At 42.0% G+C, this 24,201-nt stretch carries 24 protein-coding genes and 6 pseudogenes; 8 read left to right on the forward strand and 22 right to left on the reverse strand.

Features of this window, described 5'->3' with window-relative positions; all coding sequences use genetic code 11:
• Positions 1-38: 38 nt before the first annotated feature.
• From M5V91_RS17540 to M5V91_RS17550, 3 genes and pseudogenes are all read right to left on the reverse strand, one after another.
• Positions 39-1,040, reverse strand: coding sequence for a sensor histidine kinase (locus M5V91_RS17540; protein WP_217025854.1), 1,002 nt, complete (start codon positions 1,038-1,040; stop codon positions 39-41).
• A 14-nt stretch (positions 1,041-1,054) separates the two neighbouring features.
• A pseudogene (locus tag M5V91_RS17545) lies at positions 1,055-1,743 on the reverse strand (response regulator transcription factor).
• Between the two features lie 73 nt (positions 1,744-1,816).
• Positions 1,817-2,284, reverse strand: coding sequence for a hypothetical protein (locus tag M5V91_RS17550; protein WP_071158027.1), 468 nt, complete (start codon positions 2,282-2,284; stop codon positions 1,817-1,819).
• Positions 2,285-2,473: 189 nt separating this feature from the next.
• Here M5V91_RS17550 and M5V91_RS17555 point away from each other — a divergent pair, with 189 nt between their 5' ends.
• The 6 genes from M5V91_RS17555 (at position 2,474) to M5V91_RS17580 (ending at position 6,397) form a co-directional block, all read left to right on the forward strand.
• Positions 2,474-2,632: an aspartyl-phosphate phosphatase Spo0E family protein gene (locus M5V91_RS17555; protein WP_019379400.1), complete on the forward strand. Its 159-nt coding sequence runs from the start codon at positions 2,474-2,476 to the stop codon at positions 2,630-2,632.
• A 123-nt stretch (positions 2,633-2,755) separates the two neighbouring features.
• Positions 2,756-3,307 carry a hypothetical protein gene (locus tag M5V91_RS17560; RefSeq protein WP_284521386.1) on the forward strand — a complete coding sequence of 184 codons (552 nt, stop codon included), beginning with the start codon at positions 2,756-2,758 and terminating at the stop codon, positions 3,305-3,307.
• A gap of 393 nt (positions 3,308-3,700) precedes the next feature.
• Entirely contained in the window at positions 3,701-4,447 is a 747-nt protein-coding gene (locus M5V91_RS17565) for an ABC transporter ATP-binding protein (protein WP_019379402.1), read from the forward strand.
• Positions 4,444-4,731, forward strand: coding sequence for a hypothetical protein (locus M5V91_RS17570; RefSeq protein WP_284521387.1), 288 nt, complete (start codon positions 4,444-4,446; stop codon positions 4,729-4,731). The genes M5V91_RS17565 and M5V91_RS17570 overlap by 4 nt, the downstream gene beginning before the upstream one ends.
• The gene (locus tag M5V91_RS17575) at positions 4,710-5,459 is read left to right on the forward strand and encodes an FtsX-like permease family protein (protein WP_284521388.1); all 750 of its coding nucleotides are present in this window, start codon (positions 4,710-4,712) and stop codon (positions 5,457-5,459) included. Before M5V91_RS17570 ends, M5V91_RS17575 begins: the two co-directional genes overlap by 22 nt.
• A complete protein-coding gene (locus tag M5V91_RS17580; RefSeq protein WP_284521389.1) occupies positions 5,459-6,397 on the forward strand; it encodes an FtsX-like permease family protein in 939 nt (312 codons plus the stop codon). Before M5V91_RS17575 ends, M5V91_RS17580 begins: the two co-directional genes overlap by 1 nt.
• A gap of 6 nt (positions 6,398-6,403) precedes the next feature.
• Here M5V91_RS17580 and M5V91_RS17585 read toward each other — a convergent pair whose 3' ends face one another.
• The 16 genes and pseudogenes from M5V91_RS17585 to M5V91_RS17660 form a co-directional block, all read right to left on the reverse strand.
• Positions 6,404-7,399 (reverse strand): sensor histidine kinase, encoded by a 996-nt coding sequence (locus M5V91_RS17585; protein WP_009335151.1) that lies wholly within the window; start codon positions 7,397-7,399, stop codon positions 6,404-6,406.
• Positions 7,396-8,070, reverse strand: coding sequence for a response regulator transcription factor (locus tag M5V91_RS17590; RefSeq protein WP_009335152.1), 675 nt, complete (start codon positions 8,068-8,070; stop codon positions 7,396-7,398). Before M5V91_RS17590 ends, M5V91_RS17585 begins: the two co-directional genes overlap by 4 nt.
• 187 nt (positions 8,071-8,257) lie before the next feature.
• Positions 8,258-8,566 (reverse strand): hypothetical protein, encoded by a 309-nt coding sequence (locus M5V91_RS17595; RefSeq protein WP_251174047.1) that lies wholly within the window; start codon positions 8,564-8,566, stop codon positions 8,258-8,260.
• Positions 8,567-8,734: 168 nt separating this feature from the next.
• Positions 8,735-9,076, reverse strand: coding sequence for a hypothetical protein (locus tag M5V91_RS17600; RefSeq protein WP_251174048.1), 342 nt, complete (start codon positions 9,074-9,076; stop codon positions 8,735-8,737).
• 106 nt (positions 9,077-9,182) lie between these two features.
• The gene (locus M5V91_RS17605) at positions 9,183-9,668 is read right to left on the reverse strand and encodes a nitroreductase family protein (RefSeq protein ID WP_192908227.1); all 486 of its coding nucleotides are present in this window, start codon (positions 9,666-9,668) and stop codon (positions 9,183-9,185) included.
• A gap of 51 nt (positions 9,669-9,719) precedes the next feature.
• On the reverse strand, positions 9,720-10,973 hold the full coding sequence (locus M5V91_RS17610) for a multidrug effflux MFS transporter (protein WP_019379407.1): 1,254 nt from the start codon (positions 10,971-10,973) through the stop codon (positions 9,720-9,722).
• Positions 10,974-10,991: 18 nt separating this feature from the next.
• Complete coding sequence (locus M5V91_RS17615; protein ID WP_284521390.1) at positions 10,992-11,402, reverse strand: hypothetical protein; 411 nt, start codon at positions 11,400-11,402, stop codon at positions 10,992-10,994.
• A gap of 160 nt (positions 11,403-11,562) precedes the next feature.
• Positions 11,563-12,546 (reverse strand): DUF3231 family protein, encoded by a 984-nt coding sequence (locus M5V91_RS17620; RefSeq protein ID WP_251174049.1) that lies wholly within the window; start codon positions 12,544-12,546, stop codon positions 11,563-11,565.
• 71 nt (positions 12,547-12,617) lie between these two features.
• Positions 12,618-13,507, reverse strand: a pseudogene (locus M5V91_RS17625) (EamA family transporter).
• A gap of 92 nt (positions 13,508-13,599) precedes the next feature.
• Positions 13,600-14,292 (reverse strand): AraC family transcriptional regulator, encoded by a 693-nt coding sequence (locus M5V91_RS17630; protein WP_009335160.1) that lies wholly within the window; start codon positions 14,290-14,292, stop codon positions 13,600-13,602.
• A gap of 194 nt (positions 14,293-14,486) precedes the next feature.
• Positions 14,487-15,364 (reverse strand): annotated as a pseudogene (vanY, locus tag M5V91_RS17635) (VanY-A/VanY-F/VanY-M family D-Ala-D-Ala carboxypeptidase).
• A gap of 89 nt (positions 15,365-15,453) precedes the next feature.
• Positions 15,454-16,582 (reverse strand): annotated as a pseudogene (locus M5V91_RS17640) (sensor histidine kinase).
• Positions 16,575-17,270, reverse strand: coding sequence for a vancomycin resistance response regulator transcription factor, VanR-F/VanR-M family (gene vanR, locus M5V91_RS17645; protein WP_009335163.1), 696 nt, complete (start codon positions 17,268-17,270; stop codon positions 16,575-16,577). Before vanR ends, M5V91_RS17640 begins: the two are co-directional and overlap by 8 nt.
• A 107-nt stretch (positions 17,271-17,377) precedes the next feature.
• Complete coding sequence (locus tag M5V91_RS17650) at positions 17,378-17,710, reverse strand: DUF4181 domain-containing protein (protein ID WP_284521391.1); 333 nt, start codon at positions 17,708-17,710, stop codon at positions 17,378-17,380.
• Between the two features lie 523 nt (positions 17,711-18,233).
• The gene (locus tag M5V91_RS17655; RefSeq protein WP_019379412.1) at positions 18,234-18,731 is read right to left on the reverse strand and encodes a methylated-DNA--[protein]-cysteine S-methyltransferase; all 498 of its coding nucleotides are present in this window, start codon (positions 18,729-18,731) and stop codon (positions 18,234-18,236) included.
• Positions 18,721-19,296, reverse strand: coding sequence for a bifunctional transcriptional activator/DNA repair enzyme AdaA (locus M5V91_RS17660; protein WP_251174052.1), 576 nt, complete (start codon positions 19,294-19,296; stop codon positions 18,721-18,723). Before M5V91_RS17660 ends, M5V91_RS17655 begins: the two co-directional genes overlap by 11 nt.
• Positions 19,297-19,415: 119 nt before the next feature.
• On the opposite strand from M5V91_RS17660, the pseudogene M5V91_RS17665 reads away from it, so the two are divergent.
• Positions 19,416-20,335 (forward strand): annotated as a pseudogene (locus M5V91_RS17665) (DNA-3-methyladenine glycosylase 2).
• Positions 20,336-20,504: 169 nt separating this feature from the next.
• Here M5V91_RS17665 and M5V91_RS17670 read toward each other — a convergent pair.
• Both M5V91_RS17670 and M5V91_RS17675 read right to left on the reverse strand, forming a co-directional pair.
• Positions 20,505-20,699 (reverse strand): hypothetical protein, encoded by a 195-nt coding sequence (locus tag M5V91_RS17670; protein WP_071158045.1) that lies wholly within the window; start codon positions 20,697-20,699, stop codon positions 20,505-20,507.
• A gap of 87 nt (positions 20,700-20,786) precedes the next feature.
• Positions 20,787-21,395: a YitT family protein gene (locus M5V91_RS17675; RefSeq protein WP_019379415.1), complete on the reverse strand. Its 609-nt coding sequence runs from the start codon at positions 21,393-21,395 to the stop codon at positions 20,787-20,789.
• Between the two features lie 120 nt (positions 21,396-21,515).
• Between M5V91_RS17675 and M5V91_RS17680 the strand changes: the two are divergent.
• Positions 21,516-21,982: pseudogene (locus M5V91_RS17680) on the forward strand (GNAT family N-acetyltransferase).
• Positions 21,983-22,054: 72 nt separating this feature from the next.
• On the opposite strand, the gene M5V91_RS17685 reads toward M5V91_RS17680, so the two are convergent.
• Positions 22,055-23,944 (reverse strand): Xaa-Pro dipeptidyl-peptidase, encoded by a 1,890-nt coding sequence (locus M5V91_RS17685; protein ID WP_009335172.1) that lies wholly within the window; start codon positions 23,942-23,944, stop codon positions 22,055-22,057.
• Between the last annotated feature and the right edge of the window lie 257 nt (positions 23,945-24,201).

Below are 24,201 nucleotides of genomic sequence, written 5' to 3' on the forward strand. Positions count from 1 at the left end.
ATACCCATTTCAAAAAATCGATTTCTCTTTCACTTACCTTACAAGGCTGTAAGGTTCTGTGTTTTTCCAAAGATCAGCCGGAAAAGAGACCCTTCCCCCATCTTGGATTCCAGCTCAATGCGATGGCCAAGATGATCGGCTGCCTCCTTCGTCAAGTACAGCCCCATACCTGTGGATTCTCTGAATTTCCGTCCATTTTCACCCGTATAAAAGGGTTCAAACACACGGCGCTTGTCTGCTTCCGGGATCCCGGCGCCAAAGTCCTTCACTTCTAAAACAGCTTCTCCGTTTTTTTCAAAAATGGAAATATCAATTCGATTGCTCTTCCCTCTGGAATACTTGACCGCATTATTGATCAGCTGAGAAAGCATAAAGAAAAGCCATTTCTCATCTGTCTCCACGATCATGTCCTGCTTCTCCTGCAGGAGATTTGGATACACCCCGTTCCGGATATAAAGCCGTTTGTTTTCTCCATTCACTTCATGAATGATTTGGGATAAGTGTACAGGTTTGATATGAAAATCCTGTTCGATCGTCCGGAGTCTCGCCATATAGAGGATGGTGTTCAAGCCCGTTTTCATCCGGTCCGTCTCTTCTCGAATACTGGAGGAATCAGGTTCATCCAAGTTTTGCGCAATCAGTTCAATGACAGAAAGCGGGGTTTTCATCTGGTGGACCCATTGATCCATAAACTTAAGATGCTCCTCCTGCCTGGATTCCAGCTCTTTAATTCTCGTCTGGTAATGTCTGTACTGTTCCTTCAGCAGATGATCCAGCGCCTGTGAAATCGGTGAGTTCTCTGTTGTTTGAAAGGAATCGTCAAGGGAAGCAAGTTCCTCCGTCAGCCTCTTATAAAACTTGCGGCGGCTAAAATAGTGGTATGTCAGATAGGCCGTGAGAAGGAATAACCCGAGAAAGATGCCATAGAGGGCTGGCAATAGATGACGATAGCCATCCAGCCAGTAAATGGCCAGAATTATAAAAAATTGAACGACCTGTACAGCGATTAGTAACGCATGCTCTTTAAGGAATAATTTCATGTTTCTCCAGCCTTTCACCAGGTTACGATCAAACGGTAGCCTGCGCCTCTCACTGTTTCGACCGCTCCTGAAAGCCCGATTGCCTCAAATTTTTTCTTACCCTCGCCATATTCACATTCAGCGTATTTTCATCCACATAGACCTGTTCATCCCACAGCTTTTCCAGCAAGTCTTCACGGCCGGCCACACGCGGGTACCGCTCCAGTAAATTCTCAATAATATCAGCTTCTTTTTTGGACAGCGGAACGGTTTTATCACGGAAACACAATTCCAGCCTTTCCGGAAACAGCTTCAATCCCTCTGCCTCGAGAACTCGTTCCTGGGCCTGCGTGGCATATTCCCCGTAAGCCCGCCGAAGCTGGCTGCGGATTTTCGCCATCACAATTTCCGGATGGAACGGCTTGGTGATGAAATCATCGCCGCCATTCTCAAGCGCCATCACCTGGTCCATCTCCCCTACCCGTGCGGAAATGAAGATAACCGGACAAATCGACTCCTTCCGGATTTGCCTGCACCAGTAATAGCCGTCAAAGCTCGGGAGATTAATATCCAGGAGCACAAGATTCGGTTTATGCTTATGAAATTCCCCCATCACATTATCGAACTGTTCCGCAGCCGCAGCTTCATAGCCATATTTCACTAAGTGTGACTGCAGGTGCTCCGCGATTTTCGGATCATCCTCAATAATGAATACTTTCTGCATCCTCTCACTCCTTTGTCTTAGAAAATTATGCCATAAGGAGAATAGGAAAAAAGAGCTGCCTCAGCAGCCCTTTTTAGACACAAGCTTTCTTTTCTAATGCACTAATCCATTTGTAATACCCTATTAGTATCGTTAATAAAATCGGATTAACAATGGCAGAATGCCATATACTCCACCATCCATAATGAAAGAAACCAAATGGATGAGGCAGCATGGCAGCAGCTTCATAGCTCAGGAAAAAGATTTCCCAAATAATAAAGTAGCGTATCTTTTTCATGAAAGAACCCGTAAAAGGATACCAATTGATAAACATCAAATTTACTGGCGGGACTAAGATTGTGTAAGCAGGAAATGCTACCCAATCTATCTCTTGTGTAAAGTACCAGTATCCTTTGTATTTCAAATCGATAAAAATATCAAATAATAATTGGAATGCAATAGTAAAAATCCAAATATGGACAATTTTATTGGCTGATATCCCCTTAATGGTCTTATATATAATAAAATTAAACAGAACAACTGAGGTAATTTGTAAGATCATTTTCCACTCCGGAAAGTTTTTTAGATATTATTTGCATTTATTGGGAATTTAATCCTTCTAAATCACTCTCTGACCTTTTATTCATAATTTTTTTGTCAGTTAGAGACTAGTTTTGTCGAAATGATTCAATGTTTTTCCTTTGTTTGCAATAATAGTTCCTGGACTTTTATTATTTAAAGGAGTAAATCAATGTGTCATTTTTGCAGTGAACTTAGAAAAAAGATTCAACTTTTTAGAAAAACACTTATTGAAACTGGAATAAAAAAAGGATTAGAGCATCCTGAGACTATAAAAAACAGTCAGATATTGGATCAACTTATCTTTAGGTTCCAGTCCAAATGTAAATAGGACTCATTATCGTAAAAGATATACTTTTAATAGAAACTCACTTTACCGCCAAATAAGCAGATAAAATTTTAAAAGAGGGCAAGATAGATAAGACATAAATATATAAAAACCCGGAGAATCTGTATGGTCTATATCTATACAATTACAACACTTGCTATCAACTCCATATTGCTGTTCATTATTCCGTTAAAATTAACCCGGCAGGAGCTTTACACAACCTGGCTGGCTGTCACTGTAAATGTGCTTCTTGCAGATTTAATTTTTGGCCATGTGTTAGACCTATACGACTTAATGGATTCAGGCCCCCAGCCATTTGATTTGTTTATTGAAATCACCTTGCCAGCAACATTTGGAATCCTATATGTAAACTTCATGCCTAAACCTAGGAAGAAATTTTTGCTTTACCTTTTGTTTTGGGTCGGTTTTTCTGTATGTTACGAAGTCCTCTCCAGTTACTTTGGCTACGTAGTTTATAAGGGCTGGCATGTATGGTGGTCAGCCCTCTATTATATTGGTGCCTGCCTTTATATGCGCTGGCATTTTCGTTTTATGAGGAAAGAAAAAAGCCACTATAAACAAGGATCGGTACACAGTCAAAGTTACGCAGAGAAACAGTATCTCAAAAAAATGCATATAAAGATCAATGCAAAAACAAGCAGTTTCTCACTAATGTGAACCGCTTGTTTTTCTTCATTTTAGGCTGTTTCGCAAGGTGTGTTACATTTTGTATATTATATGCTGAGTTGATTGTAGCGAAAGGTGCGAGATCCTCGAAATGCTATCGCATATTCCTCGTGCGGTGTTTTTCCGAGGAAGCTTATTCAATGTCCTGCGGGAGTAGCGGGGACAAGTGAGACCCCGCGGAAAGCGGGCAGCCTAGAGGAAATCAACGGACAACATTGATAGGCGCAAAATACCATTATGTAAGCAAAGAGCCTTATTTTATATTGGACACGTTTATGCCGATTCTTCCCCCAACATGACAAAATTGTCACTTTAGATCCTGTTACATCGATGGTTCGCGGGAAAAATAGCCGATATAGTATGGTAGTGAAGGAGGTCGAAACCATGACTAAAATGATACAAACCAAGAACTTATCGAAATCTTATGGAAAAACACAGGTCTTGAAAAATATTGATTTGACTGTTGAACGAGGGGAATTCACTGCCATTATGGGTCCCTCCGGCTCTGGAAAAACGACGTTAATGAATACCCTATCAACCATTGATGCCTTTAGCGGGGGGAATGTTTGGATTGAGGGAAATTCCCTTTTAGATATGAAAAAGAAAGCCCTGCGGGAGTTCCGCCAAAAAAGAATGGGATTTATTTTTCAAGACTATAACTTACTGGATACCTTAACGGTGAAGGAGAATATCCTCCTCCCGCTCTCGCTGCAAAAAACACCTGTTGCAGAAATGGAAAAGCGATTAGCGAAATTGATTGATGCCTTAAATATTGAATCAATTTTACATCAATATCCTTCTGAAATTTCCGGCGGACAGAAACAGCGCACGGCTGCCGCGCGGGCGATTATTACCAGCCCCGCAATTGTATTTGCTGATGAACCAACGGGTGCACTCGATTCCCGATCTGCTACTCAGCTGCTGGAACAAATTCAATTGCTCAATGAAACCTTCAAGACAACCGTTCTGATGATTACGCATGATCCGTATGCAGCCAGCTACTGTCAGCGCGTAGTTTTTCTCCGTGACGGAAAAATCGTCAATGAGATGTTTAAAGGCGAGCAGACGGAAAAGGAATTCTTTGACCGCATCCTGACGATCCAAAGTGCTATAGGAAGTGACTGGCGATGAACTTAGTAGATTTATCATGGAGGAACATGAAGCGGAACTTCCGGCTGTATACCATTTATTTCATTTCCATGTTTGTCGGGGTTGTCATTTACTTTACCTTCTCCGGTCTAATGTTTAACAAAGATGTAGTCGCAGCCATTCAAAATAAAGAAAACTACAAAATGGTCATTTCCCTTGCTTCGGTAATTGTCTTTTTGTTTATTGTCTTCTTTATTTTGTACGCGAACTCCTTTTTCATGAAGCAGCGAAAAAAGAATTCGGCATGTATTTACTTTACGGAATGAAGGAAAGACAAGTTGCTGCAATGGTCTTCTTTGAAACATTATTCTTGAGCGCCATTTCGGTCTTCAGCGGTATATTAATCGGTGGCTTGCTATCGAAATTTTTCGGTGCGGTATTAATGAACTTAATGCGCTACAATGAGGACATTTCTTTTGCTTTTCCACTGGAAGCCATTGTATCAACAGTTCTGTTATTCGCCTTATTAATCATCATTATTACAATTCAAAGTTATTTTAACGTCCGGCGTGTCCAGTTAGTGGAATTGTTTCATGCAAAGGAAAAAAGGGATAAACCGTTTACATTTTCTTTTGGCCTGGCGTTATTGTCCATTATATTGATTGCCGGGTCTTACTATATGATTACCATAGGAGATACGGACATCTGGAAAGATCATTTTAAAGAAACATTAGCAGCTGTAACAGTGGCTCTGATTGCCGGGACGTATTTATTTTTCCGCCAGTTTTCCGGTTGGATGTTACAAAAGCTGAGTCAAAGGAAAAACTATTTTATTGGCAGTAAGATGTTATGGATCTCCTCTCTCCGTTTTTCTATTCGAGGAAATACAGTCAATTTTACATTCAATTCACTGATTAGTGCGATTGTCATCTTTACAGTCGGATTTATTGCTGTAGATTACGCTGTGAAAGGCGAGGTTGTGAAAAAGAATTTCCAAATCATATTGCCTTTTCGACCCAGGATGATGCAACTCAAAGACAAATTGAACAGCTGATGAATGACTCACATCCAATCATTGATCATGAAACCATTACAGGGATTCAAACAGAAAAAATCCAGAATAGAAACGCATTTTTTAGCCATCCCGAATATTACACCGAAGAGTTTTACCTTTTTCCGGAGTCCCAATTAAATGCAATTGTTGATTTACGCAAAGCTGGTGAAAAAGCAGATTTAGAAGGTGAAGAGGCAATTGTATTAACAAGAGGAATTGATGAACCGGAAAAATATAAAAGTTCTCAGCCTGAAATGACCGTATTGGAAGACAATACATTTCGTGTAGTCGAAAAAATACGATACCCGCTGTTAAGCATCCCAACGAGCCCAGGCGGAAATACCCAGCCCCAGCCTTCTGTACTCATTATTTCAAACGAAGCTTTTGAGAACTTAAGAGAACATCACACCCTTTCTTCATTTGAAATTTATCAAATCGAAGATCCTAAAACATCCAATGATGTTTCACGGGAAATATACGACCTCGTTATGAAAACAGAAGGAGCCTATTATTCGGCCTATATTGATATGTATTCCATTGATACGGAGTCTTCTTCTTTAATCTTGTTCTCCGTTGCCTTTTTTGCCGTTATTGCATTGTTTGCATTAGGGAGTGTCATTTACTTTAAACAGCTGCGAGAAGCTACAGAAGAGCGGGAGCACTACGCCATTTTACGAAAAATCGGTGTAGACGACAAAGAAATGAAAAAGATTATCCGAAAACAATTGCTGTTCGTATTTTTGCCGCCGCTCCTGCTGGGGTTGCTGCACAGCTGGTTCCTTTTATATTACACAGTCATCCTGGTGATAAAAGATTTGCCTTCTTTAACGGCGATTATTTTTTCAGTCATGGGACTATATGTGTTAACGTATCTAATCTTTTACATTTCATCCGTATCTATTTACTACAAAATTGTCAGCGAAAAAAACACACGATGAGTTACATTACTCATCGTGTGTTTTTTGCATTATCAAAAACGGATCGCTATCGAGCGGGAAGTGAACGATAAATTGGGTGTACTCTCTCACATTCGACGTACAGCTAATGTAATGCCCTAACTTGTTGCTTAACTGCTGGGCTAAATATAATCCCATTCCGGTCGACTTCGAATACAATCGCCCCGTTTCTCCGGTAAAACCGCGATTAAATACCCTCGGAAGATCTTTCTGGCTGATGCCAATCCCATTATCCCGAATCAAGAGCTGTTTTTCTTGTGGGGTTTCCGATATGGAAATGGTGATCTCTCCGCCAGGTTCTGTATATTTCAAACTGTTTGTCAGAAGCTGATTGACGATGAACTGGAGCCATTTAGGATCACTTTGAACCTCCAGCATATCTGCCTGAATGTGGATGCGGATATTTTTTGAAATAAAGGTTTTGGAGTGAGACTTTACAATATCCTTAAGAATCTTGATAATATCACATTTCTGGATATCGTAATCCTGATTAAAGCTGTCTAGTTTAGCGTAATAGAGTGCTTGATCAACATAATTCTCAATTTTTGTGATTTCTTCTCTTAAACTGCCTGCGTCCATATCGGTTTGCTGCAGCAGGCGAAGAACAGCAATCGGTGTTTTTATTTCATGGAACCAGGAGACGATAAAATCGTAATGTTCCTTCTGCCTGTCCTGAATCCGATTCATTTCACGTATATGTTCACGCTTCAGCTCATCGATGTGGGTTTTAGCGAACTCTCCTTCCAGAGACAGGCTGTCATAATCCGCCCTTTCCAATTGCCTAATCACGCGCAGGTTTTGCTGGTACCGATATAATAAAAACCCGATCAATACAATCGAAGATAAGGCGAAGGCATAAAGGAATGTCCCCCATGCCAGGCTGCCATTGATATCAGTAAAAAAGATCGCTGCTGAAATCAGGAAACTGATCAGATAGAGGACTATATAAGGTTTTTCATAGGATAGAAAACTAAGGAAGTTCATTCAATTAAATACCCTAACCCTTTCCGAGTGACAATGAAGTCCTCTAGTCCAATTGCTGCAATTTTCCTGCGCATCCGATTCACATTCACGGTAAGTGTATTATCATCGACAAACTGTTCCTCATTCCATAGTGCCTGCATTAAGTCATCCCTCGAGACAATTTTCCCGATATTCCGCATCATCAATTGCAAAAGGATGAATTCATTCCGGCTTAGCTCATTGCTTTGTCCATTAAATTCAATCGTTGAATTGGTCACATTTAATTTCAGGCCGCGATGGATAAAACGGATATTCTCATCTTCCTGATAAGTATACTTCCTGCGGATGAGCGCACTGATCTTCGCGAGAAGGATATCCAAATCAAAGGGCTTCTGGATAAAATCATCCCCGCCCATATTAATGGCCATTATTATATCCATATTTTGATTTCTGGAGGAAAGGAAAATGATCGGCACTTTTGAAACAGAGCGTATTTGCTGGCACCAGTAGTATCCATCAAAAACGGGAAGATTGATATCTAATAAAATGAGGTGTGGACTTGTCTGCTCAAATTCCGTCAGCACCTGGTCAAATTGGGTTACCTCCACCACATCATATTGCCATTTTTTTAGCGTATCAGCGACAATCCGTCTTATTTTAAGATCGTCTTCTATCATCATGATTCTATACATAAATATCCCTCTTTACTGGAATAATGGTCACGTCATTCATTCTGGCACAATTTTTTTAAGTCTTAGGCTAAGGCAGTCTCTATTATTCCACAAGCAGTATATTTGAAATGATCTTTTTTCCATTAGTGATTAAGCTCATCAATGGTCTTAAAAATTCTCGAATACACATCATGAATAGATTCATCAGTCATTTCGTCATTATACAACCCATACCCCCAACTATGAAATGAATTATTTTCTTTGGATTTAAGAACTCCCACAGCATAGCTTTTACCGGCTTCCCATTTCCATGAATCATTATATTCTGGGTCTTTAACAGTAAACGGGATATGACTGTGGCTGATATAAAAAAGACTGGAATGGATGAATCTGAATATGTATCTGCATATTTGGCTTCAGCAGCTTTAGGAAGATTTTCTTCCGTCATTATAACTGCATCATAAGAGCTCAATTCCTCATTTGTAAGTTCATCAAAAGAAATTTCATGAAACTTCACTTGTTCTTCATTTGCTTCTGGCGGTTCTCCAACTACCGCAATCCTTTATGCCCTTCCATCATACGGCTCGAAGTCAGGGGTTTGAGTACAAGCAGTTAGTAACATGGGTAGAATTAGCAATATATAAGAAATCTCTCTCGTCATTCTTGTCATACTCATCACCTCTGCCTAGATACTATAAACAATTGTGCCAATTATCCCAACAATCATTAAGGCCAGGCCCTTTATAACCTTCCTCTGTCTGAAAGCAGCCATACATCCTGAAACAAAGCCGATGAACACTAAGCCTGCACCTATATGCTGAATGATTTTGATTTCTGAAATGCTGCCGGTAATAAAGACTTGAAAACCAATGCAGCCGCCTACAAAAATCAGGAGAAATGAAGGGCTTTTCAACTCTTCTCTAGCATCCTGCTGTTCCTCTTTTTCCATTTTTTTATATGTTTTTATAAAAAGGAAAATCGGAATCGCCCATATTAAAATGATTATAATAGCCTGAAAGATCATCATATGAACCCCTCTGGGAAGATATAAATCTATTACTTCAAAATCATACCATATTCTAACAAAAACAAAAAAGAGCACCATCCATTGGATAGGCGCCCTATAAAAATACTTATGATAAATGCCTTATTTTCCTTTCAATCGGTGTACGCTCCTTCGCTTCAGGTACCTCCTCAGGAAAGCCTACTCCTAAAATACCAACTACATCGCAATCATCCGGGACATTTAAAGCAGTTCTTGCTGCAGCTGAAACCCCCAGGGAAGACCAGAATGTCCCTACTCCTGAGTCCCACGCCATCAGCATGAAGTTCTGAATAAAGCATGATACTGCAGCCATATTCTCAGTTCGTTCCAGGTCGGTTGCTCCATGCCTGGACAGGATGGCCAGCACGACTGGCGCCTGGCAAAAATCGGTTTTGTGATTCAGCTTTGCCCTTGTTTCCGGACCAACAAATAATATCTCCCATGGCTCCGTCATTTTATGGTTGGGTGCCATGCTCGCAGCCTCTAGCCAGGAGGTGATTAAACTATGCTCCACTTTATCAGATTTGAACTTTTTTATGTTGCGGCGAGTCGTGATTATTTTCTGTATATCCACTGTTAATTTCCCCTTTCATTTATAACTCATTTTACTAGATTAATAGGTTATTTACATGGCAGCTTTCTCATTATCAATGGATTTCCCACTAGGCCGGGCTGCCAGGAACATATAGGACAGTACAGCCCCGGTACTTGCACATGCTATGACAATCCCCATCGATATCGCCGGTCTGTCTCCTAAGCCAACAAGGGGAGCCACACCTCCTCCAAAGATTAAGGATAGTACTCCCAGTAATGCGGAGGCACTCCCTGCCGACTTGCCCTGATTTTGCATGGCAAGCGAGAAGCCTGAAGTACTCACCACCCCAATACTTGCAACCACAAAGAATAACGGCGGCAAAATAGCGTACAAGCCTGCATCTAAAAGAAGCATGATTAATAGAGCAATAGCTCCAATGAAAGAGATGCATATGCCAGCCGTAAAAAGCTTCCTTTCGCTGATCCGCCCCGCCAGCCTTCCCGTGATTTGACTGGAAATGATGATTCCTAGACCGTTGATGGCAAATATCAGGCTGAACATCTGCGGGGAGGCCCCATACATGTTCTGAAGGACGAAAGGTGAGCCGGATATATACGCAAACATGGCAGCAAACACCAGTCCTTGAGACAATGCATACCCTATGAAACTTCGATCAGATAAGAGCTGCTGAAAGGTGGTTAATGTGTTTTTTATACCGCCCTGTGAACGGGAATCTTCAGACAGCGTCTCTGGCAGACCGAATAGTACGACAAGAAACATCACCAAGCCGATTACACTCAAAACGATAAACACTCCCTGCCAGGGAGCAATCCGCAATAACTGGCCGCCAAGTATAGGAGCAAGGATGGGGGCCACACCATTCACTAAAGCCAGCAGAGAGAAAAATTTAGTCAGCTCAGTGCCTGAGTAAAGATCCCGGACAATCGCACGGGAGATGACAATTCCTGCTGCCCCGGCCAGACCCTGAATAAACCTCAGCCCAATCAAGCCCCAGATGGACTGGCTAAAGGCGCACAAGAGAGAAACAGCAAAATAAATCAATAGCCCTATAAGAAGCGGCTTCCGGCGTCCGCGCACATCACTGAGCGGCCCTGCAAGCAGCTGGCCTAGGGATAGACCGAGCAGGAAAAAGGTTAAACTAAGCTGGACCAGGGACGGCTTGGTATGCAAATCATTAGCTATATCAGGCAGAGCCGGCAAATACATGTCGATGGATAACGGGGCAAACGCAGCTAAAGTACCAAGTACGATCGCCATCCATAATCGCCTTGACTTTGAAGGTGCACCCGGGGCATTTCTTATATTTCCTAAAGAATCATTCATTGATTGTCCTGCCTTTTCTTATGATTTTTGGACTTTAAGCTCAAAGGTTATGGATAAGAATCCGTATGGCTTCTGAAACATCCACCTTTTTTCCTGGCAGAAATGATTCAGCTTTTTGAACATTTCTTCATCCAGCCGGACATGGATGGAATGCTTAAGCTTTTGGCCTTCAGGCTTCTTGGGCCGGCCCCTTCCAATTTTCCGCTGCCCTGTTTCGTCCCTCCAGACGGCTATGGTCACATACCCGTCTTTTTCCAGCCATTTCTGAAGATCGTTTTCCTTCCAAATACGCGCTGCATCATTCTCATGTTTTTTCAGATATTCTGCAAGACCCTCACCTTCCAGACCTTTCCTTTTTGCTTTATAAATCATCTTATTTCTAAGATACTCTTCATATTGTTCGAATGATGTAAAGGTTTGTTCTTTCATAAACCCTCCGGATTATTTTTTGTTCTACAAAAAATAATAAAGAATATTAATTCACAATGCAATCTTTTTTGTAGAACAAAAAATACTATGGAGAAATAAGCATAAAAAAAGCCTAACTCTCTCCGGCACATCAGGAAGAAATTAGGCTTTCATTATATTTTTATACATCCATCCGCGGTGCTTCCTCAAGCCACCCATTGGAAATCATGATCTTTACACCTTCACGTATATACTCAAAAACCTCAATTCCAAATTTACCAAAATTCATATTTAGATCATTGCGAAGGCTGAAGCCGATGCCAAATCCCTGTCCGCCAATACTAAACCCGCATAAAAGATAGGTGCAAAATATCATTAGCTTATCCGAAAATGGAGCCTCTGTTGAATTTATCACTGTTCCCCCTGAAGTGGCAGGCGGCTGGATATCGTTTTGAAGGAGCTTTTCCCCAAACTCTTTAATAATTTCTTTCGAAAGCTCTTTCCCTTTTAAAAAATATTTTCTAACTTCTTCTCCTTCTGCACATTGAGCAAATCCAGCCATCAGCTGCATGCCGGTGATGTTTGTTTCAATCCCGTGATACAGCAGCCCAAATTCCACCGTATTAATGGGGCGCTTCTGACCAAGAATATTAGTTCCTTTTAAATAGTTATTACTGGTTACAAAATCAGCTGATTTAGGGAAGTTTATAAAGGTGGGACTTGGAAGCAGCCCTTCATCCAAAAGAAATTGGGTAAATTTACCATAATATTCCTGAGTTAAATCGGTCATGTCCCTATAAAGCTTAATAATATCCTTTCGATAAGCCATGGTTAAATGGAGGACATACATGCCCATGCTAATTTCCTTTAAGATCCGGCAAAACATTATATCAAATCCGTTCTCAAACAATATAGGAGCATTTAAATTAACGTCCTGATCCGTAAAGCCGTTAGGGACAGCCGCCCCCTCATTTTGCAGCAGTTTTTTTATTTCAACAACTTTAGGATGAAGTTTTTCCCTCAATCCTGACATCAAATTTTTCGCTTTTGGGTTTTTCGATTTCTCAATAAAATATTCTAATATACGAAGAATCATCGTTTTTTTTTGATACGTCATCCATAATGCACCCAGTTCGGATGAACTGATTTTAGATTTTTCAGGCATAAGAACACCTCCATTTTGACTAAATAATAGTATGTGTTCTTTTGGAGTTTTTATACGATGAATGGTTTCCATTAAGACTCTGCTGCTCTTATTTTGCGGCCCGAATTTTGAGATGAACCGATTAATACCCCTATCCCCATCATTATGAGGAATATCCCTAGCCAGGAAACTGCGGTTAACGATTCTCCCAATAGGAAAACTCCTAATAATGCTGCAGTTAAAGGCTCCGCCAGCGCAAGTGTGACAGCCGTTGAAGAGGAAACATGGACAAGCCCTTTTGAAAAAGAAAATAGGCAATTCCCGTAGCCAGAATCCCCAGGTGCAGGCTGACAGTCAAACCCCGAACACTCCCAAGCCAGGACATGTCAAAAATAAATAAGAATGGCGAAAGAAAGATGGCACTTAAGGTGAAAACAACGGCCACTACTGACAAGGATGAATAGTTTTCAACCAGGTCCCTGCTGACAAGCGTATAGCCTGCAAATGTTAAACCAGCCCCCAATGCCAGTAATAGGCCAGCCGGGTCCATATGAACCGAGTTTTTGTTCATGAAAAGCAGGACACAGCCCAAAATGGACAGGAAGGTAGAACACCACCAAATGGCAGAGGGGCGTTTTTTCAAATAGAGCCATTCAAGAAGACCCGATAAGACCGGTGCACTCCCGATCGCTGTCACAGTCCCAATGGCTACCCCTGTAAGAGTGACCGCTGAAAAAAACAATGGCTGGTACAGGGCCATACAAAGTGATGCCATCAAGGTGTTCTTAATAGGCCAATTTTTCAGGTCCAGTTTCCCCGCCAGAAAAACCATGCATAATAAAAATAAACCGCCTGCCGCCAGACGGGCAGCCCCAATGGCAATCGGGTGTGCGCTTTCCGGCGCAAATGCCTGCGTGGTACCCGTAGTCCCCCAGAGCACTCCGGCAAGCAATATGAAAAATGGAGCCGTTTTCCCGTTCATGTTATCACCTCAATAAAAAAAGATAAAAGGAATCATTAAACTTATCTTAGAAAATTCCCTGAGAATTTTCTTTACCAAGTTTAATATCCCTTTTATCCATTCTTAAGGATTCTGTATTTTTGTGGTGCTATTCCTTCACAGCGGGTAAACCACCGTGTAAAGGAGGAAGAATTTTCGAAGCCTAATTCCCCGCTGATCACCGACATAGACCAGGAGGTTGACATTAATAAATGCTTCGCCTCTTTCAAGCGCAGATCAGATATATAGCCTTTTGGGCTTTTCCCGGTTTTCTTCTTAAACCATGCGGAATAATAGGCAGGATGATAATGTTCGATTTTCGCTAGACCCTCCAATCGGATCGACTCCTTATAATGCTTATGAATATAATCAATCGACGGAGGCTTGGCGATTTGCAGTTTGCCGGCCACAAACCTGGTCAAATCAGCCAGGGAGGATGCATTCCCCTGATTCCCCGCCTCTTCCAGCAGCAAATAACGGATCGAAGACCATTGCTGATCTAGCTGAATGTACATACTGCTGGACTCCTCCGGCAAATAGGCCGTCGGGATATCCAGGATCAAAAACTCATTCCGGTCCATCGACCGATAGTTATGATCAGACCCTGGCGGAAGATAAAAACAATAGTCGGGGTCAAGCTTGATATCCTGCCACTTCGTCTTGATATCCAGGGAGCCCTGCAAGGGGAAAAGAAACTGGCCAAACTCATGCTGGTGCGAATGAAACTCTCTGGAATAGGATCTTTTTTCGCAGGTGATGCTTTGCATTTTACTCCCCCTCATCATGCTTTGAGTATATTATCATTCTAATGAAATAAAGGTGAAAGATGAAGCTAAATGATAAAAATAACTCCCATTAAGATGTTTATTTTAGCCTGGGATTTCCAGCGAAAAAAATGTTATTTCCACATTCTTGCCTCTCGCACCCCTGTCGGCAACTGCTCCGAATCAGACATTAATTTTCATTCTTTCACGGTCACTATGACTCCATCCATATTGTTTCCTGAAATTTCAACATGACTATGAGCCGGTACGTTAATCGTCTTGCTTTGAGAAATTGGATAATAGGCAATATTGTATTTTTCGCCATTCATACTCATGGAAATGTGTGTTTCTTTCTTTAGGTAATCCAAATATTCTTCTAAAGCAAAATTCTTTTTCTTCATAATTGCACTATGCGGAAAACCAACATAGCGAATATGCCAAGGTTCATATTGAATTCCTGTTACATCCGTTTTATCCTTTGGATAGCGTAAAATAAACCCGTATTTCCAGGCGTTTTGTTCGATCCACTTTCCTTCGGGTGCTTCAGCCATTCTCATTTGAGTGGAGCCTACGTCAAGCGATAGACCCAGATTATGTTCGCTATAGCCGGCTGGCAAGGCATAGTCAGAACCCATTTCCTGATAAAGTGCATTCTGCTCGTCAAAGTCCCGAAATCCACTCGTAATAGAGAAATTGCGAACTCCTTCTTCTTCTGCAGCAGCCATCATCTCTGAAAATCTGTGTGCTATATCCTCTGATAAATAAATTTCACTGCCCAGCAATCCGTAACCCTGTGTCAATTCACCGTGAGCAGACAGATTGATGATATCCGATTTAACACTTTCCGGCTGTACCGGATAGCTGCTGTTGACCAAAAGCAGATTTCCCAAATAGATTTGATCTTCTGTTATCTCTTTTTTGAGCTGTTACTTTCAGTCCTCTCATCTTCTTCCTGATCAGGTTCATATTGATTATATTGTTGTATCTCTATTTTTGGCTCAAAAAGAGAATCCATATTTATATAAGATAATCCCAAGCACAAAACTAGCAGCAATAAAAATCCCCACTTCTTCATTTTCAGTTTCCTCCTAAATCTTATTTGATTAAAAGAATAGGAAAAACTATTAAAATAAAGAGTAGGGAAAAGATTAAATTTTTCTTAAATCATGTAATGGAAGTTACTAGTTCTTTCGTATCCAGTTCATTGTCTTTTGGTAAACGGACTTCAAAAACGGTCTGAATGACGCTGCTCTCAGCCGCAATCGATCCATCATGCTGTTCCACAATATTTTTCGCAATGAACAATCCAAGACCTGTGCTATCTTCTTGATGTGTTCGTGCTTTATCACCGGTATAGAACATATCAAATAGATAAGGCAGTTCATTCGAAGGAATGCTATCTCCATAATTCACAATTTGGACGACTACTTCCTCCGCCTCTATATACCCGTTAATATCAACATACTGTCCTTCATACCCATAGCGGATTGCATTCGTCATAAGATTTTCAAAAACGCGTGCGATCAAATCTCCATCACCAAAAATCGGCAAGTGGGGCTCACTATTCATCCGTGCAATCAAATGATTTTTTCGAATACAGGGTACAATTCTTCCTTTAATTGATTAAGCAGATCTGTTAAATTGATTCTCTTTTTTCTAGAGGCAGCATTCCATAGTTCATCCTGGTAATCTCGAATAATTCATCAATCAGCCTTTCTAATCGTTGAGATTTAGTAAAGGCAATGGTTAAGAAATGTCTGACTTGTTCTTTTGTCAGGCTTTCATCCTTAAGGATCAAATCCAAATATCCTAAAACGGATGTAAGAGGGGTCCGCAAATCATGAGCTAAATTAACAACCAATTGATCCTTGCTGCTTTCCGAAAAGTCCCCCCGCTTAATTGCTTCCTGCAATTTTTCACTTGCCAAATTAATGTCCAGCGCAATATCCCTGAATTCATCATTTGACTGGATATGCACCTTGTGTTGAAAATCACCCCGAGCAAGATAACGAATGCCGCTGGAAATCTCATTAAAATAAGCAGAATAGGGCTTCGTAAGGAAAAAGAAAAAAAGGAAAGATAGTAAAATGAATAAGATGAAAAAAAGATTAAAATCCCCGAATCTCCCCAAAAAGATGCGGAACTGAGCCATAGGATCCTCATACTGCACCATCGTGTGATAATAGTATTGCAGTCCTTTGAAGATTAGATAAGTTACGAGCCCTGAGAGGAGCATACTCAAACCGAATAACAGCACCATTTTTGAGCGAAAACTGCGCATTATCTTACCCATTGAAGGTATACCCTACTCCCCATACAGTCTTGATCCATTTGTCTTTTCGTTTGTCTTCCTCAAGCTTTTTTCGAAGCGTCCGTATATGGACCATAACGGTATTTCCGCCTTCAAAATAGGCTTCGCCCCACACCTGCTGAAAGATATTTTCCACATTAAACACCTTCTTTGGATGGCTCGCCAGTAAATACAGAATATCAAATTCTTTCGGTGTCAGGTCGATGGTTTTTCCATAAAGAGTGACTGTACGCTGATCAGGAGTAATCACTAATCCGCCATATTCCAGGCTGGTTTTAATATCTGCTTTGGGCTGATTCAGCTTCATAAAACGCCGGAGCTGGGCATTTACACGAGCAACCAATTCTATGGGGGTGAATGGTTTCGTCATATAATCATCTGCTCCAATCACCAGGCCCTGCACTTTATCAAAATCAGATGTTTTCGCACTCAAAAATATGATCGGCATATTATGCTGTTCCCGAATGCGGCGGGTTACTTCATATCCATCCATCTTCGGCATCATAATATCCAAAACCAGCAAATCAATCGACTGAGTCTCAACAATACGTACGGCCTCTTGTCCATCCGATGCTTTAATAACATGGTACCCTTCTTTTTCTAAATGAATGGCAATCAGATCAGCAATCTCCTCCTCATCGTCCGCAATCAATATCGAAATATCTCTCATCATTCCACTCCTAAATAAAGTTAACCAAAAGCAATAGATTAGGTCTTATTCATTTTCTATTATTTCCTATTCTTTTTCAAAAATTTGCTGACGCCTGTTTAGCAGCTCTACAGCATCCAGAAAAAGTCAGTCTTAATAACAATGAATAACAAAAATAAAACAAAGGCCAGGTGGAAAATCGTTACAAGATAAGCCTTGCGATTTTCTGCAAATTTCCACTCCATAAAAGCTCGGGCCGTTTCGGAAAGAACAATAAAAACAATCAGCAGAACCGCTGGCTCCAAATACCATATAAATTCCATCGGGTACCGCTTCATGTTAATAACATATCCGGTCAAGAGGGTAACTAAAAAGCCAATCCGAATGGTCCAATCCACCTTTTTATGTTTATCATTGATATGGTTATAAGAAAAAATTTCTTCTTCTCCACTTTCAGCCATTTTCTTAAACCCAATTCGAAGAAATACATCAATGCTACAACAATAGCTATTAAAAGAATTAACTTAGGACCGGCCAATGGATCAACTGCATACATCCTTTTCCCCTCCTCCGCCTTTGCAAGAACACTGCATTCACTTACCTATTTCTACGGATACGAAGGGAAAAAGTTTCCTTTGTTAATTGACTGCTTTCTTAAAAATCCTAGTAAATGTGAGCGAATGCCAACATCGGACTCTGGATCTTTGATTTCTCCCTCATGTGTCCGAATGAGCTCCCGCTTCGGACTCGATCACTCTGATTTCTCCCTATCCTGTCCGAATGAGCCACTACTTCGGACTCAGATCTTTGATTTCTCCTTATCCTGTCCGAACGAGCTCCTACTTCAGACTCGAACACTCTGAATTCTCCCTCTCCTTTCTGAATTAATCCGTGTTCGGGCTTAATTTGAAGAATCCATTTAATGCCTCAAGCTATATACTCATTTCCAAGCTGCTAAACACGAAAAATAGCCGAAGAGTCTCTTCAGCCTTGTTTCTCCAATTCAAGCAAATGATGCTTCATTTCTATGCCCCCGCGATAGCCGGTTATCGCACCATTTTTACCAATGACACGATGGCATGGGACCGCGATTAACAGCGGATTGGCACCGATTGCTTTCCCTGCTGCCCGGACTGCCTGCGGCCTGTTTATTTTCTCTGCGATGTCCGAATAGGAGACAGTTTTACCGTAAGGAATCTGAGTTAATGCCTCCCAGACTTCCTCTTGAAACGGAGTGCCTTTCACATCCAGGTCCATTGAAAAAATTTGTCTTTTCCCGAGAAGAAATTCCTGTAATTCCATCATGTATGGCTGCAGTGCTGCTTTATTTTCTACAAGCACTGCAGCTGGAATATATTTTTTCAGTGACCTTTCAAAATCCTTAAACTCCGGGTCAGAGCCTATATAGCAGAGACCTTTTTCTGTTCTAGCGAGATACAGGCTCCACTCACCTTCCTGCATGTTCGCCCATTCAATGTTCATTCTTCCGCTCCTCCCTTGTTTTGTTTCGATATGCTGCAGGTGTTGTGCCCAGCTTCTTTTTAAATAAAGAGATAAAATAAGGGGTGCTGGGGAATCCTGCTGATGCACCGACATCGGCTATCGATTGCTCACCTGCCTCCAGCATATGAACGGCTTTTTCAAGCCGGATATCCTGAATATACTCTGTGGGCGACTTCCCGGTGACCCGTTTGAACACCCTCTGCAGATGATATGGACTACCATGAAACAGGTCCCCCAATTGATGCAATGTAATCGGGGCGCAATAATGCTGATCGATCCACACAATTATTTGCTTAATCCATTCTTCTGCAGGCAGGCTGAGCCCTTCCGGTTTGCAGCGCTTGCACGGTCTGAAATTTTCCGCCAGTGCTTGAGCGGCATTTTGAAAAATAGCGACATTGCCGATATTCGGAACTCTCGACCGGCACGATGGCCTGCAGAATATCCCTGTCGTTTTAACACCATAAAGAAAAAGATCATCATAGGATTTGTCGCAATCCTTTATCGCGTTCCAATATTCTTCCGGAATCTGTTCATAAGCCACCTGCGCTCACCTCTGCTAAAAAGTATACACAAAAAATGTTCATCATCAGCGATTTCCTAAATATAAACGCAAGATAACGTAATCCTGAGGATTTACAATAAAGAAAAGGAGGAATCCAAATGAGCTCTCATACTGTTAATTGGAAAGAGGATGAAAATGGCCTGGTCCTTTTCACTCCGCATGAATTCAGCTTTTCCGAAAACCTGCGATACTTATCAAGATCGGCAAACGAATGCCTTTATGAGATTTCCGGCGAGACCATTAGACGTGCCCTTTCCTTTGGGAAGGATAAGCTGCTGCTTGAAATAAGTGGTGAGTCAGATCAGTTCCTATCCGTCAGTATTCATAAGCCTGTCACGCATCAATTGAAAGCAGAAATTGCGGCATATGTTCATGATTGGTTCGACCTTGGAGCAAATCTGAACCCATTTTATGAGATGGCACAAACAGATCCCTTGCTGCAAAAGCCCGCGGAGCAATTTTTCGGGCTCAGAGTGATGGGAATTCCCGACTTATTCGAGGCTCTTGCGTGGGGAATCCTGGGGCAGCAGATCAACCTTACATACGCATATACACTAAAACGGCGGCTCGTTGAAAAATATGGGGAGTGCCTGGAATACGGCGGGAGCAGATACTGGCTCTTTCCCGCAGCGAAAACGATTGCCGGGTTAACCATCGAAGATCTGGCCGACTTAAAAATGACCGTTAAAAAATGCGAATATCTCATTGATGTGGCAAGCTTAATTGCAAATGGCAAGCTTTCAAAAGAGGACTTGCTGAAAGAGGGAAATGTAAAAGCTGCAGAAAAAAGCTAACGAGAATACGCGGGATCGGCCCATGGACCGCCCATTATGTCCTCATGCGGTGCCTGCGCTTCCCGAATGCTTTTCCAATCGATGATGTCGGCCTTCATAACGCAATCAAAGGGATCACAGGCTCTGAAAGAAAACCGGCCAAATCGGAAATCTTGATTTATTCGGCTGCATGGAAGAATTGGGAAGCGTATGCTACTTTTTATTTGTGGAGAGTATTATATTAAATTATTTTCACCATGACATCTTTGAAAAGCTAATGTGGAGCGGAGTGGCCGATATATTGAAATTCTGACTGATATCCTTTTAAAAAGTGGCCGATAAAATGAAAATCCGTCCAATATCCATAACATCTTGGCCGATAGATCTGGTAGAGGACAGGTTCCCCTGTCCTTTCTATGTCAGAAAAAAATATAGTGGTGTCATCACAAGAAATAAAGCCTGAAAAAAGCATCCGCCGGCACAGCCAAGACAGCCCTCATCCGCCAGCTGCTCCCCTGCTTCATACGTATTCTCGCCTACATCCCAGCCATTATCCTCTTCTTCATTATTCTTCTTGCTATTCTCCTTATCTTCTTGCAGCTGAATCATTGTATCCCCGCTTTCCTGTTATTAACCTGGAATAGTAGTAAATTATTTTTTTCCATTAAAAAGAAAAGGCCTGCACGGCCCTTTCTTTTAGTAATGAATTTTATATTTCTCCGCAAGGATTTTTATATCAACCTTGTAAATAAGATCAATCATCCGCGTCCCAATCATCTGGCAGATCACCGCATAAACAATAACCTTCCAGTCCACGACAACCCCTGTAAGCAAAAGCAGACTGCCATTTATGTAAAATAACGTCCGTCCCGGCGCACTTCCCCTTGCTTTGGAAATGATTAACGCGAGGATATCCATGCCTCCTGACGAAGCGCCCATCCGGAATAAAATGCCGACTCCTGCTCCAAAGACTACCGCTCCAAGCAAAAGATCCAGGAGAACCGAATTCAGCGGTTCCGTTATGTATGGTGTCAGAGAATCAATCGTAACCGAAGTAACCGAAACACAAAACAGCGTCCAAATCACACTGCTTTTCCCGAGCCATTTGGCCGCTGCCAGCAGCAGGCCCGCATTCAAAACCCACAATGTCACCGAATAGGGCGTGTCCAATAGATAATTGAATAAAACCGCCAGACTTGCCGCACCGCCGGACGGGATAAAATGCGGAAACAAGAAAAAGGTCATCGCGATCCCCTGGATGCTGGCGGCCATTCCCAAAATCAAAGATTTATAGAGTACATGCATGACAAAAACTCCTAACGTTTTTCCTTACTCTATCTTATAATATTTTCATAGAAGAGAAAACCGCACGAGGTGAATAGAATGACCATTCCTTTTGAAACGGATCGGCTCCTGCTCCGGACCATGCAGGCCGATGACCTGGATGCAGTTTATGAGATTTGGGGCAGCCCGGAGGTAATGAAATACTGCGGCGGCGCCAGCACAAAAGCCAAATCCAGCGCTCCATCAAATTTTACCGGCGGCTGCAGAATGAAAAAGGCTACTCTGTTTATACTGTTTTGCTAAAAGAAAACTCCTCCATCATCGGGGTTTGCGGGTTTAATCCGGCAGAAAATGAACACGAAGCCGAGCTCCTCTATCATTTTAATCAGCTTTGCTGGGGAAAGGGATATGCAGCTGAAGCTGCCGCTGCATGCGTGGCCGCTTTAAGGAAAAATGGCCCGAACGTCCGGAAAATAATCGCGGCTGTGGATCCGGCCAACCCTGCATCCGGAAAAGTGCTCAGGAAAATCGGCATGACTGCGGCCGGAATGAAATGGTTTGAAGATACACAGCAGGAAGAACTTTGTTATGAAATGGAACTTGCGTAAACAATTATCCTTCTTATTTTGCTGAGAAAAAAACGAGTCTGCTCTTGCTGCAGACCCGCCTCTTCTATTCTATTAAAATCCAACTGCCTTTTTTCCGCCCACAACAGGCAGGCTGATATAACTTTGCCCAAGCTTTACTTCAAACGTGGCCCCTGTTGTTGATGGAATCGTACGTCTTCGATCGCTTCCAGCGATAATGATGCCGATTCGGTGACCTTCCTTAAATACGTAGTCTTCAGGCAATACATCCCATTCAAACTTATAGCTCTTGCCTACTTTTAAAGGGTCATCCTTCTCAATCGTTTTCCAGTTCTGCGGATCAAACCATCCTCTTGTCACGACTTCATATGGTGCTGTGTGAGTGGTTTTTTCTGTTTCTTTGTAACATCCATCATCTGTTGAAATACTTTCTCCCCAACAGCTTTCTGTATTCAGAGTTCGGACTCCCTCTCCCGGGCCTTCATGATGAATGCGGGTATCCTCTCCATAATCGACAATGAGAACTGTCAAATTAGAGTCTTCTTTATTGACCTTTGCCCGAAGTGAAATTTCAGGTATGCCGCTCAAACGGACATCTTCTTCAAGCTGTGGAGATAAAAATGCCAGGCGGTCGCTTTTGACAGCCGTTTCATTGGTTACCATCTGCTGCTCGGTTTGTGTTGGGTTATCTGTAAAGGATTGCTGAAAATTCCCCTTTACAGGCCCTGTGGTCAGCATGCCATTTGTCTGATCATTCTCGCCTGGCGCTAATCGTATTTTAACATTTGCCGCATTTTGATCCGGCCATGAGGACTGGGTTTCCCAATTATCCGCACCTCTTTCAATATCAACGGCAGGCTCGTCCATAATGCCATTCTCGATATCCATCAGCCAGTAGTCGAACCAGCGATGCAGTGTATCAACCCACTCTGCTCTGCGGAAGTCAAATGGATCGACATGGCCAGTTTGGGTGAGCCAAAGTTTTCTCGGAACCTCTTCTTTGGATAGGGCTAACCACCAATCCGCGAGGTGATTCATTTTCACATTGAAATCATTTAATCCATGGACAGCAAACACACTTGCTTTTACATTTTTTACGTCCTTAACGTAATTTCTTTCATCCCAGAACTCATTATAATCTCCTGATGGATCATCCGCTTCCGCATTCAAGCGATCGAACACGGGCTTACAGACATCTTTGCGGGAGCTGCTGGCAACTCTGCTGGCCAAGCCTCCTGGTCCGTTGTTGTAATATGTAAGTCCCTCATAGCGGTAATAATTGTACCAGCTGCTAATGGCTCCAATTGGAACAATTGTCTTTAAGCCTTCTACGCCTGTAGCCGCTACCCCATTAGCCAGCGTGCCATCATAGGACTTTCCGATCATTCCGACATTCCCGGTTGTCCAGTCTGCTTTCACTTCATTATTATCTTGATCCCAAGCTTTTGCCCTGCCATTCATCCAGTCAATCACGACCCGGATGCTTTCAATTTCCTCATATCCGCCTGTTGTCGGGCAGCCATCCGAATTGTTCGTTCCAACCATCTCTGGCAAAGCGACTGCATACCCTCTTGGAACAAAATAATTATCATAAAATAGAGGAAACTTCTCATTAATGCCATCCTTGTCCCGGTCTTTCACTTCACTTTCATTTCCACGCCCCATGCTTTCATAATATGGACTCGCATCCATGATTACGGGAACCTTCAGGCCTTCTTCTGTTTCCTTCGGACGGATGATATCCACAGCAATCCTATCTGCTTTTCCGTTTTCATCCGAATCAAGTGTGGATTCGACATACACAGTCTCACGAATCGCCTCCTCATATGAATAGATTGGCTGAGACTTTACATCCTCAATTTGTGCTGTCTGTACCGGTTTTTCTTTCGCTGCTGCATTTCCGGGTGTGTAGGCAAGTGATGATAGAGTCATAGAAATGACAGCTAACACAGCTGCAGGTCTGAGAAGTTTTTTCTTTTTCATATAATCCCTCCTCTACTATTTGCCACTCATTATATTTCGAGTATGGAAATATTAATAGATTACTTTTTCCTAAAATTCAATATTTTTCAAAAAATGTTACTCGGTTACTAATAGTAGGAAAGTCTGGGGAATAGCGGGATTCCTATCAACGGAACGGTAAAAGACTAGTCGGGGATTTCCAGGTGCAGCTGGAGAGTAATCATTTATGGCAGCAGAAACTAATTACTTTGCAAAAAAACTGGCACTCATTGAGAGTG

The organism is Cytobacillus pseudoceanisediminis, assembly GCF_023516215.1.
Lineage (GTDB): Bacteria > Bacillota > Bacilli > Bacillales > Cytobacillaceae > Cytobacillus > Cytobacillus pseudoceanisediminis.